Source organism: Pseudomonas lalkuanensis, assembly GCF_008807375.1.
GTDB lineage: Bacteria > Pseudomonadota > Gammaproteobacteria > Pseudomonadales > Pseudomonadaceae > Metapseudomonas > Metapseudomonas lalkuanensis.
In genome coordinates, this window is sequence record NZ_CP043311.1 from 3,418,376 (window position 1) to 3,434,491 (window position 16,116).

At 64.5% G+C, this 16,116-nt stretch carries 14 protein-coding genes; 7 read left to right on the plus strand and 7 right to left on the minus strand.

The window, feature by feature from the left end:
- Nucleotides 1-35: 35 nt before the first annotated feature.
- Nucleotides 36-530, minus strand: coding sequence for a cupin domain-containing protein (locus FXN65_RS15945; RefSeq protein WP_151134118.1), 495 nt, complete (start codon nucleotides 528-530; stop codon nucleotides 36-38).
- Nucleotides 531-956: 426 nt separating this feature from the next.
- Here FXN65_RS15945 and FXN65_RS15950 point away from each other — a divergent pair, with 426 nt between their 5' ends.
- Entirely contained in the window at nucleotides 957-1,433 is a 477-nt protein-coding gene (locus tag FXN65_RS15950) for a hypothetical protein (RefSeq protein ID WP_151134119.1), read from the plus strand.
- Between the two features lie 151 nt (nucleotides 1,434-1,584).
- On the opposite strand, the gene FXN65_RS15955 is transcribed toward FXN65_RS15950, so the two are convergent.
- The 3 genes from FXN65_RS15955 to FXN65_RS15965 all read right to left on the minus strand — a co-directional run bounded on the left by FXN65_RS15955 (nucleotide 1,585) and on the right by FXN65_RS15965 (nucleotide 5,985).
- Nucleotides 1,585-2,532 carry a CobW family GTP-binding protein gene (locus tag FXN65_RS15955; protein ID WP_151134120.1) on the minus strand — a complete coding sequence of 316 codons (948 nt, stop codon included), beginning with the start codon at nucleotides 2,530-2,532 and terminating at the stop codon, nucleotides 1,585-1,587.
- A 23-nt stretch (nucleotides 2,533-2,555) separates the two neighbouring features.
- Nucleotides 2,556-4,292, minus strand: a complete 1,737-nt coding sequence (locus FXN65_RS15960) for an amidohydrolase (RefSeq protein ID WP_151134121.1) — start codon at nucleotides 4,290-4,292, stop codon at nucleotides 2,556-2,558.
- Nucleotides 4,293-4,401: 109 nt separating this feature from the next.
- Complete coding sequence (locus FXN65_RS15965) at nucleotides 4,402-5,985, minus strand: zinc-binding metallopeptidase family protein (RefSeq protein ID WP_151134122.1); 1,584 nt, start codon at nucleotides 5,983-5,985, stop codon at nucleotides 4,402-4,404.
- Between the two features lie 153 nt (nucleotides 5,986-6,138).
- Here FXN65_RS15965 and FXN65_RS15970 point away from each other — a divergent pair, with 153 nt between their 5' ends.
- The 5 genes from FXN65_RS15970 (at nucleotide 6,139) to FXN65_RS15990 (ending at nucleotide 11,217) form a co-directional block, all read left to right on the plus strand.
- Nucleotides 6,139-7,044: a LysR substrate-binding domain-containing protein gene (locus FXN65_RS15970; protein ID WP_151134123.1), complete on the plus strand. Its 906-nt coding sequence runs from the start codon at nucleotides 6,139-6,141 to the stop codon at nucleotides 7,042-7,044.
- 179 nt (nucleotides 7,045-7,223) lie between these two features.
- Nucleotides 7,224-8,315: an ABC transporter ATP-binding protein gene (locus FXN65_RS15975; protein ID WP_151134124.1), complete on the plus strand. Its 1,092-nt coding sequence runs from the start codon at nucleotides 7,224-7,226 to the stop codon at nucleotides 8,313-8,315.
- An 85-nt stretch (nucleotides 8,316-8,400) separates the two neighbouring features.
- Entirely contained in the window at nucleotides 8,401-9,516 is a 1,116-nt protein-coding gene (locus FXN65_RS15980; protein WP_151134125.1) for an ABC transporter substrate-binding protein, read from the plus strand.
- A gap of 10 nt (nucleotides 9,517-9,526) precedes the next feature.
- A complete protein-coding gene (locus FXN65_RS15985; RefSeq protein ID WP_151134126.1) occupies nucleotides 9,527-10,363 on the plus strand; it encodes an ABC transporter permease in 837 nt (278 codons plus the stop codon).
- A gap of 8 nt (nucleotides 10,364-10,371) precedes the next feature.
- Entirely contained in the window at nucleotides 10,372-11,217 is an 846-nt protein-coding gene (locus FXN65_RS15990; RefSeq protein WP_151134127.1) for an ABC transporter permease, read from the plus strand.
- Nucleotides 11,218-11,375: 158 nt separating this feature from the next.
- On the opposite strand, the gene FXN65_RS15995 is transcribed toward FXN65_RS15990, so the two are convergent.
- Nucleotides 11,376-12,110 (minus strand): class II aldolase/adducin family protein, encoded by a 735-nt coding sequence (locus tag FXN65_RS15995; protein ID WP_244620678.1) that lies wholly within the window; start codon nucleotides 12,108-12,110, stop codon nucleotides 11,376-11,378.
- Between the two features lie 113 nt (nucleotides 12,111-12,223).
- Here FXN65_RS15995 and FXN65_RS16000 point away from each other — a divergent pair, with 113 nt between their 5' ends.
- The gene (locus FXN65_RS16000; protein ID WP_244620679.1) at nucleotides 12,224-13,114 is read left to right on the plus strand and encodes a LysR substrate-binding domain-containing protein; all 891 of its coding nucleotides are present in this window, start codon (nucleotides 12,224-12,226) and stop codon (nucleotides 13,112-13,114) included.
- 110 nt (nucleotides 13,115-13,224) lie between these two features.
- Here the strand turns inward: FXN65_RS16000 and FXN65_RS16005 are convergent, their stop codons facing one another.
- Nucleotides 13,225-14,253 carry a LacI family DNA-binding transcriptional regulator gene (locus FXN65_RS16005; protein ID WP_151134128.1) on the minus strand — a complete coding sequence of 343 codons (1,029 nt, stop codon included), beginning with the start codon at nucleotides 14,251-14,253 and terminating at the stop codon, nucleotides 13,225-13,227.
- 150 nt (nucleotides 14,254-14,403) lie between these two features.
- Complete coding sequence (locus tag FXN65_RS16010) at nucleotides 14,404-16,014, minus strand: 5-guanidino-2-oxopentanoate decarboxylase (protein ID WP_151134129.1); 1,611 nt, start codon at nucleotides 16,012-16,014, stop codon at nucleotides 14,404-14,406.
- Between the last annotated feature and the right edge of the window lie 102 nt (nucleotides 16,015-16,116).

The following is a 16,116-nucleotide window of genomic DNA, read 5'->3' on the forward strand; positions in this document are numbered from 1 at the left end:
GGATGTCCTCTTGTTCAGGTCGTCGGTCGGGGCTGTCACTTCAGGCAGATGTCTGCCCACTTCTCCACCGACAGCGGTCCCTTGATGGTCTGCTGCAGGAGCACGGAAGGCTGAGCGCTCTCGAAACGGTAGGCGCAGCCGGCCGGCAACAGGGCCTGGTGACCGCGCTTGAGCAGGACGTAACCCATCGGGCGGCCCTTGGGCTGCTCACCGGCCAGGCGAGTCCCTTCGCCCTCGACCAGCGGCTCGTCCAGCTTGAGGAAATCCACCCGCACTTCGCCGTCCACCGAGATGGCGAATTCGTCGTGGGCGGCGGTGTACCAGGGCGAGGCGCCCTCGGCACGCAGGGTCTCGATGACGTAGCCGAGGTTCAGGCCGACCACCACCTTTTCATAAGGTGCGGAGCGGCTGGCGACGTCGAAGATGTTGGAGAAGGCGTAGTGGCGGGCTTCGCCCTGGATGATCTCGATCGACCCCATGCGATGGTCGTCGAGCGAGCCGAAGACGGTACGGTACGCGGCAGTGCTCATCTCATTCACCGTTTGTTGTTGTAGTGGGTGAGTGAACGTTACGAGCGGCATCGGCAACCAACAATTCCAGGGCAGGCGACAACAGTGTTTGCAAAACGCGAACAGTGACGCAGAGGCCCTGGCACGGCACTTTCGAGCAGGACAGCGAGCTCAGCTGCGCAAGAAAAGATGTGCCAGGAGCAGCGATGGAGGGACTCTATCGCGCAAATTAATCTAATTTATCGATTATACCAGTTCATGGAAAAGGTCTTTCCACTCGGCGCAACAACGCCGAAAAACAAACTATATCTCTTTGTTTTTATTAGAATTCTCACAACTATTATCGACGTCGATGGTAACCATCACGCGGCATCACTTCTTCATCGAAATCACATCAGTAACATGGGCCCCGTAGACGAATTCCAACCCTCACCGAGGTGCCCGAAAATGAAAAAGCAAATCCTTGCCAGCCTGTTCATCGCCAGCCTGTCCGCCACTGCTTTTGCCCTGCCCCAGGGTGCCGTAGTCGCTGAAGGTGGCTCCGACCGCACCAGCATCCACCGCGTAGCCGAAGGCGGCGCCGACCGTACCGGTGCCAACCGTATCGCCGAAGGTGGTGCCGACCGCACTGGCGCCAACCGCATTGCTGAAAACGGTTCCGAGCGCTCCCAGTCGCTGCGCGTCGCTGAAGGCGGTTCCGACCGCACCAAGGCCTTCGACGTAGCCGAAGGCGGCTCTGATCGCACCAAGGCCTTCGATGTCGCCGAAGGTGGCTCCGACCGCACCAAGGCCTTCGATGTCGCCGAAGGCGGCTCTGATCGCACCAAGGCCTTCGATGTCGCCGAAGGCGGCTCCGACCGCACCAATGGCTTCCGCGTAGCCGAAGGTGGCGCCGATCGCACTGGCGCCAACCGCATCAGCTGATCCCGGGGTACCGTTCAGAGGCAGGCAATCACGATGTATGCGATACCTCGAAAGGCAGAAGGCGCCACCTGTGGCGCCTTCAGTCTTTGTGGGGTGCGGAAAGAATCATTTCAGCTTGGACGGCACAGTTTTTTGTAGGGGCGCCGCTGGATCAGGCCACGCATTTCTCGAAAGTCGCCTGCATCTTCGCCGCATCGATGGTCCCGCGCCGGCCAATGAAGATCAGCTGGGTTTGCGGTGTTCGGCCATCCCAACCCTCTTCCGGCCTGATCTCGCTGCGGCTGCCCACCAGATGCAGGACGCAGCGCTTGCCCGAAGCTTCCGCTATCTGGCAAACACCCTTGGCGCGGTAGATACCGGCCGGCAAGGTCGCCAATGCCTGGCGCAGGGCTTTCAGGGATAGCGGACGCTCACTGGAAAAGCTCCAGGTTTCAAAGATCGCCGAGTGATCCTCATCCTTCACCGACGCCGCCGGCCGCAGGCGCCAGCCGGACTTCAAGCGACCAACACCCAGCACCAGTTCCAGCGGCACCTCACCGTATTCGCACTCCAGCAACCGCGCGCTGGGGTAGAGCCAGCGTGCCTTGAGGGCGTCGAGTTGGTCGCGGCCGACCCGATCCACCTTGTTCAGCACGATGATATCCGCCACATCCAGCTGCTCCATCGCCAGCTGCGCCATCTCAGCATCCAGTCGCTCGAACTGCTCGGCGTCGACCACGGTGAGAATGCTGTCGATGGCCAGCGCGTCGCGGAATTGCGGATAGCGCAGGGTGTTGGCGATCTTCGCCGGATTCGACACCCCGCTCGCCTCGATCACGATGTACTCGGGCCGGTTGGCGCGGTCATCCAGCAGACGTCCGAGTTGTTCGATCAGGTCGCTCTCGACCGTGCAGCAGATGCAGCCGTTGGCCAGGCTCACCGTGGTCTGGGTCTGGCTGACGATCAACTGGCTGTCGATATTGATGGCGCCGAAGTCGTTGACCATCACCGCCATGCGCAGGCCGTGGTCGCTGTTGAGGATCCGGTTCAGCAAGGTGGTCTTGCCGGCGCCGAGGAAGCCCGACACCAGGGTCACGGGAATGGGGGGGAGTCTGCTCATGGGCATGTTTCCGGGTGGCTGGATCAGAAGTTCGGCAGTTCGCCCTGCCAGATGGCGGCATGCTCGGTGCCGTCGAACTCGCCGTGACGGTCCCAGGTCACCTCGCCTTCCAGAAGGGTCAGCTGCACCTGGGTGTCGTGGATGTTGCCCTTGGGCGCCACTTCGAAGAGGTTGCGGTCGAGGACGATGAGGTCGGCGGACTTGCCCACTTCGATGGAACCGGCCTTGTCCTCGATGCCCATGCACCAGGCGCCATTGAGGGTCATCACACGGATGGCCTGCTCCAGGCTGATGGGGTTGCCGTAGAAACACCCTTCTTCGTCGCCGAAGGGGTTCTCGCGAGTGACCATCGCCTCGAAGCCGATCCAGGGGTTGATACTGGACACCGGCCAGTCGGTGCCCATCACCGCCACGCCGCCGTGCTCCAGCACGCCCTTGAAGTTGTAGGCGCGCTGCATGCGGTCCTCGCCGAAAACGGCGCGGGCATTGGCGAAGGACGACGGGAACCAGCCCACCGGAGAGAATTCGGCGGTGACGTTCAGTTCGGCGAAGCGCGGCAGGTTGCCGTCCAGCAGCGTGGTGCTGTGGGCGCACTGGTGGCGCACGCCGCTGTAGCCGTTGCGACGGCGGGCCTCGGCCACGGCATCGAGGAACAGGTCGGAGGCGCCATCGCCGGTGCAGTGGGCGATCACGCGGATGCCCCTGCGGTCCATGTCCACCACCATGTCAGTGATGTGTTCCGGGGTCAGGTTGAGGTGACCGCGCCAACTGGCCTCGCCCGGCCAGGCGCTGGACAGGTAGGAAGATCGGGATTCGTGGGTACCGTCGAAGTGGAACTTCACCGCGTTGGCGTTGAGACGGGCGCTACGGTAGTAGTGGCGCTCACCGGCAAGCAATTCCCAGCGGCGCTTCACCGGGAAAATGTCGTCCTGCCAGCTGATGGCGGCTTCCACCCGTACCGAGAGTTCGCCGGCCTGGTCGATGGACTTCAACGCGTTCAGGCGGTGTTCGCAGACATGCACGTACTTGGTGCCGACCACGCCGTGGCCGCTCTGGAACCACACGCCCTCGCGGTAGGCGCGCTTCAGCGCGTGCTGCGGGGTCGGCGGCATGGCCGCGTGCATCAGCGCGTAGGCGCCATCCACCAGAATGCCCGTGGGCTCGCCAGTGACGCTGTCGCGTTCGATGTAGCCGTGTCGCGGGTCCATGGTATCCGCATCGATGCCAGCCAGCTCCAGGGCACGGGAGTTGACCATCATGCAGCCCCAGGAGCGGTCGAGGATGGCCACTGGACGATCCGGCAGGACGCTGTCCAACCAGTAGCGGTCCGGTACCAGGCCGGCCTGCTTGAAGGTGTAGCGCACGAAGTACTGGCCGTAGACCCAGCCGTCACCGGGATGGGCGGCGGCATAGTCGAGGATGGACTGACGCACCTGTTCCGGCGTCGGGTCCTCTACGCCCACCTCCAGATAGCCCGCATAGCCGGGGGCCAGCTTCAAGTCCGGATGCGTATGCATGTCGTAGAGCCCCGGCATGGCGAAGCGCCCCTTCAGGTCCAGCACGCGGGTACGGGGACCGATCAGGCCCTCCACTTCTCCGTTACCTCCAACTGCGACAAAGCGCCCGCCGCGAATGGCCACGGCTTCGGCCCAGGAGTTGACGGCATCCACGGTGTAGATGCGGCCGTTGGTCAGCACGAGGTCGGCGGCGCCGGACGGGCCGGGAACATTGCTGGAGCGGTAGTCGGTGGAGTTACCCATGACAGTGACACCTTCTTCGAATTGATCGCGGGCTTGCCGCCCGTCTTGGCGGAATCAGTCGTGAATCGCTGGAAAGGTTGGAAAGGCGGGCCAGCGGCCCGCCTCGGGCTCATTCGTCGTCGCGAGCCGGAATCCACCACTCCTCACCGCGCACGGTGCGGATGTACTCCGGCCAGCGGTAGCGATGAGGTGCCTGGAAGTCCTTGGGCAGCAGTGGTGCCTGCCAGCGGCTGCCACCGATGCCGCCGCCGGTGCGCTCGACGAACTCGGCGCGCGCGGCGGCCAGCAGGTCCGGGCGGGTCAGCAGGTCCACCAGGGTCGCGGCGATGGTCTTGGCCGCCACCTGGATCATCGGATCGATGGCCTGGCGGATACCGCCCAGGGCGTTGGCGACCCAGTCCGGGTAGGTGTAGCCAGCCGGCGCCGAGAGCATCGGCCGCGCCACCAGCAGGCGCACGGTCGGGCAGTGCCAGGTGTATTCCGGGTAGTCGTCGGAGGTCAGGTGCTTCTGCCAGGCCGGCATCTGCAGGCGCATCTGGCGTTCGCATTCCTGCGGCTCGATCAGTTCTTCGGTGGCCGGCAGGAAGGGTTTCTCCATCGGCCCCAGGCCGAGGTTGGTCTGGATTTCCTGGGCGATCTCGATCGCTTCATTGCCCCAACGCGGAGCGCCGACCAGCGCCAGGTTGTCGTAGGTAGCCTGGGCCATCACATGGTTGGGCAAGCCGCCACGGGACTTGCACACCCAGGTCTTCTTCCACTGACAACCGGTGGCCATTGCAGCGGCCGCGGCGTTGTTGTCCATCACCTGGGCAATGGTCTCGGCCTGCTCGATGGAATCGCAGCGCAGCAGGTACTGGATCTGCGAAATGTGCGGCGGCAGGTTGTCGGCGGTCGCCTGGCCGGCAGTGAGGATGGCCTCGTTGTAACTCCACAGGCCGGTGAACGGCAGCGTGGAACGGCGCAGGCTTTCGTTCAGGGTGTAGAAATGCACCAGCGCATCGTTGGCCCCCGGCGCGCGGGCGGCCAGGTGGTTCTGCGGGATCGGGCTGTATTTGTCCGAGGCGATCCAGTTCTGCGGCTCATCGCAGGTGAAGGTGTAGATATAGGCGTAGGCGATGCCGCAGTGGGTATCCCAGGTGGTGGTGTTGTTCAGCGGCAGCATGTAGGTGGGGTGGAAGCTGATGGCCGCATCGAGGTCGTCGTAGTACCCCTTGGCCGCGTGCACCGGCTTGGAGGCGCGCAGCTTCTCCGCCGGTTCGCCGAAGAACTTCAGCGTGCCCTGGATGCCGTGTTCGAGCATCGCCGCCTTGGCCGCCAACAGTCCGCCGAGGGCGCTGATGCCGAGTGCCGAATGCGGGTCGGTATGACCGGGAGCGAAGCGCGACAGGCCTTCACGCGGCATCTTGCGGGTCGCCGCCGCCTGGCAGTTGCCGGGCACGGCGTCGTACTCGCCATAGGTGGCCAGTACCGGGCCTTCACCGTTCTTGAACGTGGCGCAGAAGGCCGTGGGCATGCCACCGCTGCCCTCCTCCACTTCGAACCCTTCCTTGCGCAGCAGCTCCACGTACCAGGCACAGGACTTGTACTCACGGAACGCGGGCTCGGCGTAGTGCCAGATCACCTGGTGCCAGTCCGACAGGGTCTTGCGCTGCTGCTCCACCCAGTCCAGGGCGAATTGCTTGGGCTCGTGCATGAAAGGGATTCCTTGATGGGGTGACAAGGCCCGTCCGTGCAGGTCGGCAAGCGACGGGCTGGCGTTAGTATTGTTGAATGGAGCAATACAACAATCGATTTATTTCGCCACTAATGTTTAGATATTTTCACCCCATATCCGCCGGAGCCCTCCATGCGCTTCCCTTCGATGACCGCCCTGCGCGCCCTGGACGCCGTCGCCCGGCTGGGCAGCGTATCGGCCGCCGCCCATGAGCTCAGCCTCACCCGCAGCGCCATCAGCCACCAGATCAGCAGCCTCGAGGAAAGCCTCGGGTTCCCCCTGACCGAGCGCATCGGCCGGGGCATCGGCCTCACCTATCGCGGCGAACGCTACGCCCGCGAAGTGCACCGCATCCTTTCCAACCTGGAGGAAGCCAGCCGGCGCCTGGATGACCAGGAGATCTCCGGACGCCTTTGCGTGAGCTGCAACCCCGGCTTCGCCACCTATTGGCTTTGCCACCACATCGGCGGTTTCCTCCGCGAGTATCCGCAGGTCGAGCTGCAGCTGATCTCGCCGCGCACGCCGGACGATGTCAGCAACGCCAACGTCGACCTCTTCGTCGCCTACGGCATCGGCGACTGGCCCGACATGACAGTTGAGCAGATCGTCGCCCTGCGCTTCTTTCCGGTGTGCAGCCCGCGACTGATCAACGCCATGGGCGGACTGAAGAGCCCGCAGGAACTCTCCGGCTTCCCGCTGCTGCACATGAGCGACTACAGCGACTGGCGGGTATGGCTCGCCGCCGCCGGTGCGTCGTCGGTGGACGCCGGAACCGGCATCGTGTTCTCCGATGCCCACTGCGCGCAGTCCGCCTGTATCGCTGCCCAGGGCGTCGGCATGGGTGACAACCTGATCAGTGGCGACGCCCTGGCCCGCGGCCTGCTGGTACGTCCCTTCGAAATCGCCATCGATTCCCATCGCGGCTACTACCTGGTGGCCGACCCGCAAAAGGCCGACCGCCCGGCCGTGCAGGCCTTCTGCAACTGGGTGAAGACGCAACTGCAAGCCTCTACGCAGGTCTGGCACGACCACCGCTGAGCCTTCTTTTGAGGGCCCCCCCTGCAAGCGGGGAATTCCGAGGCCCTAAATGTCCAAAAAAACTAAACATTAATGCGTAAATAATTCCATTGATGTAGCGCCCCCTTTGACAATAATGGCCAAAACGCCCAATCCGGGACTCATTCGCGAGTCCCAGCACAACAAGGGGAGTAACCAGCGTGCCCAGCAGTCAGGCCATCCAGCTCAGCGCCCAGGGGATCAGGAAGCAATACGGACATTTCACCGCCCTGGACGGCATCGACCTGGACATTCGCCAGGGTGAATTCCTCACCCTCCTCGGCCCGTCGGGTTCAGGCAAGACCACCCTTCTGATGATCCTCGCCGGCTTCCTCGAAGCCACCTCCGGCACGCTGATGGAGAACGGCGTAGACATCAGCCGCCGACCCGCGGAAAAACGCAATTTCGGCATGGTGTTCCAGGGCTACGCCCTGTTCCCGCACATGTCCGTAGCGGACAACGTCGCCTATCCCCTGCGCATCCGTGGCGTGAAGGCCGAGGAACGGCAGCGCCGGGTCAAGCACATCCTCGAAGTGGTAGGCCTCGGCGCTCACATGAAGAAGAAGCCGGCGGAGCTCTCCGGCGGCCAGCAGCAACGTGTCGCCATCGCCCGCGCCCTGGTCTTCGAGCCGGACCTTCTGCTGCTCGACGAACCCCTTTCCGCACTGGACAAGAACCTGCGCGAACAACTGCAGGCAGAGCTACAACGCATCCACCGCCAAGTGGGTACCAGCTTCGTCTTCGTCACCCATGACCAGGGCGAGGCACTGGCCCTGTCCACCCGCATTGCCATCTTCAATCAGGGCCGCCTGGCCCAGGTCGACAGCCCGGAAGACATCTACGACCGGCCCAACAGCCGCTTCGCCGCCGAATTCCTCGGCAAGATGAACCTCTTCCCCCTGGCCAACGTGACCCGCAACGGCAGCAACGCCAGCGGCCACTGCGGCGACAACCACCTGCACGCCGCCGCCCCCCAGCCACTGGGCAACCAGCCCCTGCTGCTGGCCGTGCGTCCCGAGCACATGGACCTGCACACCGAACGTCCCGACCTCTCCGGGCACAACGTCGTCGCCGCGCACCTCACCGAAAAGGTCTACCAGGGCGCCAGCACTCACCTTGCCCTGAAGCTGGGCCAGGACGCCCCGGCCATCAATCTGGCGGTACCCGGTAACCACCCCGGCGCCCAGCTGGCCAGCGGTACACCGGTATGGCTGAGCTGGCCGGTACAGCGCAGCTTCCTGCTGGAAGCCTGAACCCGCGTAACCCACTAATTTCGACTGCCTCCCTACAACAACAATCGGCCGCGCCCCATTGGGCGGGCCACGCGAGGAATTGCCCATGAGCCAGGAACATCAGCGCGACTGCATCGAAGTCCTCATCGAGAAGGCCCGTAACGGCCAGATCAACCGCCGCACCTTCATTCAGGCGATGGGCCTGCTGGCCGCCGCACCGCTCGCCATGCGCAGCGGCATCAGCTGGGCGGCCGACAGCAAACCGCTGGTGGTGGTGAACTGGGGCGGCGATGCCCTGGACGCCTTCCGCCGCGCCTGGACCGACAGTTTCAGCCAGAGCACCGGCATCCAGGTCCGCATCGACGGCGCCGGCCCCACCGAAGGTGCCATTCGCTCGCAGCTGGCCAGTGGCAAGCCGAGCTGGGACGTGGTGGACGTGGACAGCTACAGCGCCATGACTCTCGGCCGCGACAAAATCCTCCAGCCGCTGGACTACAACGTGATCCAGCGCGGGCAGGTGACCTCGGGCCTCGCCCATGACTACGGCATCGCCGGCTACCTGTTCAGCTATGTGATGGCGTGGGACAGCGAGCAGTTCGGCGACCAGGGCCCGACGAGCTGGGCGGACTTCTGGAACGTGGAGAAATTCCCCGGCAAACGCACCCTCTACAAGTGGATGAACGGGATGTTGGAAGCCGCCCTGCTGGCCGATGGTGTGCCCGCCGGGCAGCTCTACCCGCTGGACGTCCCGCGCGCCCTGCGCAAGATCGACGAGATCAAGCCCCATGTCCTGTCGTTCTGGAGCTCGGGTGCCGAGAGCCAGCAGCTGATGATCGAAGGAGAAGTGTCGATGGGGGCCATCTGGAGCACCCGCGCCAAGCTGCTCGCCGAAGACAGCGAAGGCCGCATTCGCTGGGGTTACGACAATGCCTTCCTGAATGCCAGCAGCTGGGCGGTGCTTTCGGACAACCCGGCCGGCAGCCAGGAAGCCATGCGTTTCATCCAGCATGCGCTGCAGCCGGAAGGTCAGCTCAAGCTGTTCGAACTGCTGGGCAACGGTCCGTCCAACGGCGCGACCCAGAAGCTCATGACGGCGGAGCAGCGCGAGGCGGATTGCGCGTCCGAGGAGAACTTCAAGAAGCAGATCTTCCTCAACACCGAGTGGTACGCCGACCACTACGCCACCACCCTGGAACAGTACCTGACCCACCTTTCCAAGTGAGCCGCCGCGCATGAGCACAACCCACTCCGCCAACCTGGAGCGCAGCCTGCTGCTGATCCCTCTGCCCCTGCTGCTGGTGGTCTTCTACCTGCTGCCGTTCCTCGGCGTGGTGGGCTGGAGCTTCACCCTGCCGGAGCCCGGCATCGAACAGTACCAGCGCATCGCTACCGATCCCGCGATCCACGACATGCTCTGGCGCACGCTACGCCTGTGCCTGACAGTCAGCACCCTGGCGCTGGTCATCGGCTACCTGCTGGCCTATTGCTGGGTGTTCAGCCCGCCGTTCTGGCAACGCATGGTGGAGATCTGCATCTTCATCCCGTTCTGGATCTCAGTGCTGGTGCGGGCATTCGGCTGGCTGATCGCCCTGCGCAGCAACGGCGTGCTGAACGGTGGGTTGATGGACCTGGGCCTGATCGACTCGCCGCTGCAGCTGACCCGGAATGAAACCGGCGTGGTCATCGGCATGCTGCACTTCATGGTGCCCTACGCCCTGTTCCCGCTGCTCTCCAGCATGCGCCAGCTCGACCAGCGTGTGCTGCTGGCATCCCGCGGGCTCGGCGCCGGGGCCCTGCGCACCTTCTGGCAAGTGCTGCTGCCGCAGACCGTGCCGGGCCTGCTGGGCGCTTTCATCATGGTCTTCGTGTTCTGCCTGGGCTTCTTCATCACCCCGGTGCTGCTGGGCGGTGGCCAGACCGTGATGATCGCCGAGTACGTCTTCCTGCAGATGTTCCAGACCAGCAACTGGGGTCTCGGAGCCGCACTCAGCGTGGTGCTGCTGGCCCTGGTCAGCGCGCTGATCTGGGTGCTGCTGCGCATCACCCGTGTCAACCGCCTGGTGGGCTGAGGTCAATCATGAATACACACAAAACGGGCCTTTCCACTCGCCTGCTGGCCACCGTGGCCATGGCCTTCATGCTGTTCCCGCTGCTGACGGTCATCCCGGTGTCGTTCACCAGCAAGCGCTACCTGTCGATGCCCAACGGCAATTGGTCGCTGCGCCATTACGAAGCCCTGCTGGGCAACCCGGAGTGGATGGCGAGCATCCTCCAGAGCCTCGGCATCGCCTTCGCCACCAGCCTGATCGCCACTGCCCTGGCAGTCAGCTTCAGCCTCGGCATCTGGTACCTCCGCTCGCGCCTGGCCACCGTGCTGATCGGCCTGGTACTGCTGCCCATGGCGATTCCTCCGGTGATCTCGGCGCTGGTCCTGTACTTCATGGAGACCAACCTCGGCCGCATCGCTCCCGGCTTCGGCTACGACACCATTCCCGGCGTGATCATCGCCCACGTGGTCATGGTGGTGCCCTACGGCGTCGTGACCATGCTGGTCGCCCTCAGCCAGATCGACCGGCGCATCGAGCTGGCCTCGCGCAACCTCGGCGCCAGCCTGATGCAAACCACCTTCCTGGTGGTGATGCCGAACCTCAAGCTGGGCATCGCCTCCACCGCCCTGCTGAGCTTCGCGCTGTCCTGGGAGGAAGTGGCGGTGACCCTGTTCATCACCAGCGTCGACGTCAACACCCTGCCCCGGCGCATCTGGGGCGGGCTGCGGGACAACGTCGACCCGAGCGTGGCGGCCATCTCCGTACTTCTGATCGGCGTGACCTTGCTGGTGCTCTGCGCACGGCTGCTGTTGCAGTACCTGGCAACGCGCAGGGCCAGGGAGGCTGCGACCAGGGCGGCGACTGCGCCGGCCTGAAACGAAAAAGCCCGAACCTGATTCGGGCTTTTTGCTTGCGCTCAAGCCACCCTTGTTGTGGGAGCGATTTCAATCTCGATTCAGGTCAACGACCTGTCTAGACGGGGCCGCTTCGTGGCCCTTTCGCGAATGAATTCGCTCCTACACGGGTTGCCTCCTCAATCGCGGAACGACAAGTCGATCCGATCCAGCCTGCGCAACTCCGCCTGCCAGACCAGGTCAACGCTCTCCAGGTGATAGCGCTCGTTGTTCAACTGGCGGGCGGTGTACTCACAGGCATCGTGGTCCGGCACGATCAGCGGCCGGCCCGCCTTCATCGCCTCCAGCTGAATCTCGCAAGCCTGGTTCAGGTAGTACATCAGGAAGTAGGCCTCGGCCACGCTGCGGCCGACGGTGAGCAGGCCGTGGTTGCGCAGGATCATCGCCTTGCTGTCGCCCAGGGCGGCAACGATGCGGGCGCGGACCTCCAGGTCCAGCGGTACGCCTTCGTAGTCGTAGTAGGCCAGCCGGTTATAGAAGGTCATGTTGGTCTGGTTCAGCGGCAGCAGCCCTTCCTCCAGCGCTGCCACGGCCATGCCGGCCATGGTGTGGGTATGCATCACGCAGACTGCGTCGTGGCGATTCATATGGACGGCGCTATGGATGGTGAAGCCGGCCGGGTTCACGTCCGGCGAACCGGCTTCGAGCTTGTTGCCGTCGACGTCGATGGCCACCAGGTTGGAAGCGCTGACCTCTTCCGGACGCAGGCCGTACTGGTTGATCAGGAAGGCCGGTTCGTCCCCCGGCAGGCGCACGGAAATGTGGGTGAAGACCTGGTCGCTCCAGCCGTTGAGGTCCAGCAGCCGGTAGGCGGCGGCAAGGTCGGTGCGCAATTGTTGTTCTGTCATGTTCATCGGTGCTCCGGCAGGCAAATGACGTGGTAGAAAGCGGCAGCCTAGGGCCGCTTGCTGGCCACGGGATATCGATTTATCTTCCGCAAACTCATTCCAAATCGTAATGAACCCCCATGCGCCGACAGCTGCCCAGCATGATCTCCCTCACCTGTTTCGCCGCCTTCGCCCGGCACATGAGCGTCACCCGCGCCGCAGAGGAACTCAGCCTCACCCAGAGCGCCGTGAGCCGGCAGATCAAGAACCTGGAAGACCTGCTGGGACGCCCCCTGGTGGAGAAAGTGCGCCAGCGCCTGCTGCTGACCGAATACGGCCGCCGCTACGTCGAGGAAATCAGCCCGTTGCTGGACCAGCTGGAAGCCGCCACCCAGCGCATCAGCGCCAGCAGCTCGGGGCGCCTGCGGGTTGGCGCCGAACCCTCCCTCACCACCCGCTGGCTATTGCCGAAACTCAAGGCCTACGGGCAGTTGCATCCCGAAATTGAACTGCAGGTGATGAACGACCTGCATAGGCTCTACGGGCTATTGGAGAGTTTCGACCTCGCCATCCTGTTCGGCGACGGCCACTGGCCAGGGTTCGAGGCCACACGCCTGATGGGTGGCGAGATGGTGGCGGTCTGCACGGCGGAACTGCTCCAGCGTCACGGCCCGGTGGTCCAGCGCCGGGACATCCTGCGCTATCCCCTGCTCCACCACAGCGCGCTGGCTGACCAGGGCAAGTCCTCCACCCAGATCTGGCTGCTGAGCGCCGGCCTTTCGCCCAGGGAAATCGATGCCCTGCCCGGCCAGCGCCTGGAGCATTTCCAATTCGTCCTCGACGCCGCCCTGCACGGCCTCGGCATCACCGTCCTGCCGCGCTACTTCGTGGCACCAGAGGTGGAGGCCGGACGGCTGGTGATCGCAAGCCGGGAGCCGCTGGAATGCGGCGACTACTACCTGGTCGTGCCGGCGGGGTGCCGGGATGCGAAGGTTCGGGCGTTTGCCGACTGGCTGCTGGCGGGGGGCTGAAGGGGGCTTTTTTGTGAGGGCGAATTCATTCGCGAAAAGGCTCGCGCAGAAGCCACTCTGACAGGTCTTCGACCTGCTTCGCGATTGAAATCGCTCCTACCGGTGTAGCTTCAGCGCTGCAGCGCAGTCGACTCCCGCGCCACCAGCTCGCTGCCCACGTCCACCAGGGCGTCCCACTCGCCTTCGCCGCGAATGCGCTGGCAGAGCAACTCCACGGTGGCGTTGGCCACGCGCTCGGCGGGAATCCGCACGCTGGTGAGTGACGGCGTGGCCACGCGGGCGATGGGCAGGTCGCCAAAGCCGCAGATGCCGAGTTCGTCCGGTACCCGGATGCCGAGGCGCTGGCAGGTGAAGAGCGCGCCGATCGCCGGCATGTCGTTGGTGAAGAAGGCTCCATCGCAGTCGACTTCGCCACGGGAGAAGCGCTGGATCACGTCCACACCGTCATCGATATGCGGCACGGGCGAGGTGTTGAAGCGCAGGGGTTCGATGCCCAGGCCATCGACCACGGCCTGGCGGAACCCGGCGAAGCGCAGGTTCTCCCGCTCGTCATCGAAGCCGAAGAATGCCGGCTTGCGGTAGCCGCATTCCACCAGGTGGCGACCGGCCGCCGCACCGGCGGACCAGTTGGAGAAGCCGACCACCTGCCCCACGGGCGTGCGCGGCGCATCGCCTTCGGGAAGGTCCCAGAGTTCGATCAATGGAATGTCGGCGGCCTGCAGCAGTTCCAGGGTTTCTGGCGCGTGATAGCCGTAGGCGAGAATCAGGCCGTCCAGCTGGCGGCCGAGGAAGGCGCGCAGCAGCTTGCCTTCTTCTTCCTGGGAGAAGCGGGTTTCACCGATCAACAGGTGATAGCCGGCCCGCGCCAGCCCCTGCTGGAGGATCTCGATGGTGGTGGCGAGGATGGGGTTGGTGATGGTGGTGATCAGCGCGCCAATGATGCCGCTGCGGCGGGTCACCAACTGGCTGGCGGCGAGGTTGGGAACGTAGCCCAGTTCGCGCACCGCCTGCTCGACCTTCTGCCGGGTCCGCTCGGAGACCATGTCCGGCTTGGACAGTGCCCGCGATACCGTCATGCCGGAAACCCCGGCCAATTGGGCGACATCGTGCAGGGTGGCGGGTTTGTTCCTGGTCGACATCCTGGCCTCTGGCGCCGTTCTGGGGAGGCGCATTATCCCTGAACAATCGGTGTGGGAGCGATTTCAATCGCAATACGGACCGAAGGTTCGTCCATCGGGGCGGCTAGGCCGCCCTTTCGCAATTGAATTCGCTCCTACGACTCGCCTGTGTCAGGCGAGGAACTCCGCGTGCTCCCACACCTCGATCACCGTCGGGCGGTCGGCCTTGGCGGCGGTCTTCAGCAGCTCGGCCAGGTGCTCCAGGCTCTCGGCCTTTTCGGCGTTGCAGCCGAAGGCGCGGGCCAGGCCCTGGAAATCCGGGGTGTAGATATCGACACCGATGGTGGGGATGTCGCGGTTCTTCATGTAGCGCTTGATCTCGCCGTAGCCGCTGTTGTTCCAGAGCAGCACGATGATCGGTGCGCCGGCTTCGACGGCCGAAGCCAGTTCCGGCAGGGTGAACTGGATGCCACCGTCGCCGATCAGCGCGATCACCGGGCGATCCGGCGCGGCCAACTTGGCGCCGACGGCGGCCGGCAGGCCGTAGCCGAGGGTGCCGTAACCGGTGGCGGAGTTGAACCAGCTGCGGGTGCGGGTGGCTTCGAACAAGTGGTTGCCGGAGTACACAGGCTGGGTGGAATCGCCTGCCACGATCAGGTCCGGCAGGGTCTGCTGCAGGGTTTCCAGAACCTTGCGCTGACCGTTCCAGGTTTCCGGCCACTGGGCATCCAGTTCGGCGCGTACGGCAGCGGCGCGCCGGGAGCCCAGGCTGTCGGCACTGAAGGCGGCACCGGCGCCAAGGGCATCGGCCAGCGCAGCCATGGCCTTGCGGGCGTCACTCAGGATGGCGATGTCCGCCGGGTAGTTGCGGTTCAACTGCTCGGCGTCGATGTCGATGCGGATCAGCTGGCTCTCGATACGGAAATTGCCGTCGAACACCACGTCATAGTCGGTTTCGCCCAGCTCGGTGCCGATGGCCAGCACCACATCCGATTCCAGCACCATCTTGCGCACCGGCACCCAGGCCTGGTTGCAGCCGAGCGCCAGCGGATGGCCCTTGGGCAGAACACCCTTGGCATTGATGGTGTAGGCGGTGGGCGCGTCCAGGGCTTCCACCAGGCGCTGGGCCTCGGTGCCGGCGTCAGCGCAGCCGCCCCCCAGCAGTACCAGCGGACGCTTGGCGCCCTTGAGCATTTCGGCGGCACGTGAGATGGCGTCCAGGCACGGGCCGGGGCGGCTCGGCAGCGCACCCAGCTTGCGGCGCACGTGATCGGCCGGCGCGGTGATCACGTCGATCGGGATTTCGATGTGCACCGGCCGCGGACGGGCACCGTTGAACACGGCGAAGGCGCGGGTCAGCACGTCCGGCAGTTCGTCCGGACGCATCAGGGTGTGGCTGAAGGCAGCGACGCCGGACACCAGGTTGCGCTGGGACGGCAGCTCGTGCAGGCGGCCGCCGCCCATGCCCAGTTGCTCGGTGTTGTTGACACTGGAGATCACCAGCATGGGAATGGAGTCGGCATAGGCCTGGCCCATGGCTGTGGTGATGTTGGTCATGCCCGGGCCGGTGATGATGAAGCACACGCCCGGCTTGCCGGAAACGCGGGCATAGCCGTCAGCCATGAAGCCGGCACCCTGCTCGTGGCGCGGCGTCACGTGACGGATAGCGGTATTGGGCAGGCCGCGATACAGCTCCACCGTGTGCACACCTGGGATACCGAACACGGTATCCACGCCAAAGCCTTCCAGCAGCTCAACCAGCAGTTCTCCGCAGGTCAACATGGGCAGTCCTCCAAGGGATCGGTCAACGAATGGAGCGCACTCTAACATCAGATTGTTAGCGTTAACATCGCTTTTGTCGGAATTGTCTGACGGCTACCTGTC